1 rRNA gene is annotated in these 1656 nt (G+C 56.2%); it reads right to left on the bottom strand.

The window, feature by feature from the left end:
* Positions 1-18: 18 nt before the first annotated feature.
* Positions 19-1543, bottom strand: a 16S ribosomal RNA gene (locus ACFVYC_RS22250).
* Between the last annotated feature and the right edge of the window lie 113 nt (positions 1544-1656).

The raw sequence follows: 1656 nt of genomic DNA, 5'->3' as shown, positions 1-1656 counted from the left end.
ACTGTAGGTGCTCCTTAGAAAGGAGGTGATCCAGCCGCACCTTCCGGTACGGCTACCTTGTTACGACTTAGTCCCAATCGCCAGTCCCACCTTCGACAGCTCCCTCCCACAAGGGGTTAGGCCACCGGCTTCGGGTGTTACCAACTTTCGTGACTTGACGGGCGGTGTGTACAAGGCCCGGGAACGTATTCACCGCAGCGTTGCTGATCTGCGATTACTAGCGACTCCGACTTCATGGGGTCGAGTTGCAGACCCCAATCCGAACTGAGACCGGCTTTTTGGGATTAGCTCCACCTCACAGTATCGCAACCCTTTGTACCGGCCATTGTAGCATGCGTGAAGCCCAAGACATAAGGGGCATGATGATTTGACGTCGTCCCCACCTTCCTCCGAGTTGACCCCGGCAGTCTCCTATGAGTCCCCACCATCACGTGCTGGCAACATAGAACGAGGGTTGCGCTCGTTGCGGGACTTAACCCAACATCTCACGACACGAGCTGACGACAACCATGCACCACCTGTAAACCGACCGCAAGCGGGGCACCTGTTTCCAGGTCTTTCCGGTTCATGTCAAGCCTTGGTAAGGTTCTTCGCGTTGCATCGAATTAATCCGCATGCTCCGCCGCTTGTGCGGGCCCCCGTCAATTCCTTTGAGTTTTAGCCTTGCGGCCGTACTCCCCAGGCGGGGCACTTAATGCGTTAGCTACGGCGCGGAAAACGTGGAATGTCCCCCACACCTAGTGCCCAACGTTTACGGCATGGACTACCAGGGTATCTAATCCTGTTCGCTCCCCATGCTTTCGCTCCTCAGCGTCAGTTAATGCCCAGAGACCTGCCTTCGCCATCGGTGTTCCTCCTGATATCTGCGCATTTCACCGCTACACCAGGAATTCCAGTCTCCCCTACATCACTCTAGTCTGCCCGTACCCACCGCAGATCCGGAGTTGAGCCCCGGACTTTCACGGCAGACGCGACAAACCGCCTACGAGCTCTTTACGCCCAATAATTCCGGATAACGCTTGCGCCCTACGTATTACCGCGGCTGCTGGCACGTAGTTAGCCGGCGCTTCTTCTGCAGGTACCGTCACTTTCGCTTCTTCCCTACTGAAAGAGGTTTACAACCCGAAGGCCGTCATCCCTCACGCGGCGTCGCTGCATCAGGCTTGCGCCCATTGTGCAATATTCCCCACTGCTGCCTCCCGTAGGAGTCTGGGCCGTGTCTCAGTCCCAGTGTGGCCGGTCACCCTCTCAGGCCGGCTACCCGTCGTCGCCTTGGTAAGCCATTACCTCACCAACAAGCTGATAGGCCGCGAGTCCATCCAAAACCACAAAAAGCTTTCCACCCCCCACCATGCGATGAGGAGTCATATCCGGTATTAGACCCAGTTTCCCAGGCTTATCCCAGAGTTAAGGGCAGGTTACTCACGTGTTACTCACCCGTTCGCCACTAATCCCCGGTGCAAGCACCGGATCATCGTTCGACTTGCATGTGTTAAGCACGCCGCCAGCGTTCATCCTGAGCCAGGATCAAACTCTCCGTTGAAGTAAAACAAAAACAGAAACCACCCAGCCACCACGGGAAAACGCGGCAACCAGACAGCAAAAATTTGAAACCAGCTGTAAAAACCAGACCACCCACAGGGGCGGGCAATCCAG

This window comes from Pseudarthrobacter sp. NPDC058329, assembly GCF_042879835.1.
In the GTDB taxonomy this organism is placed as follows: Bacteria; Actinomycetota; Actinomycetes; order Actinomycetales; family Micrococcaceae; genus Arthrobacter.
The sequence above is the reverse complement of the archived record's forward strand: the minus strand, read 5'-3'. Positions and strand labels throughout refer to the sequence as shown.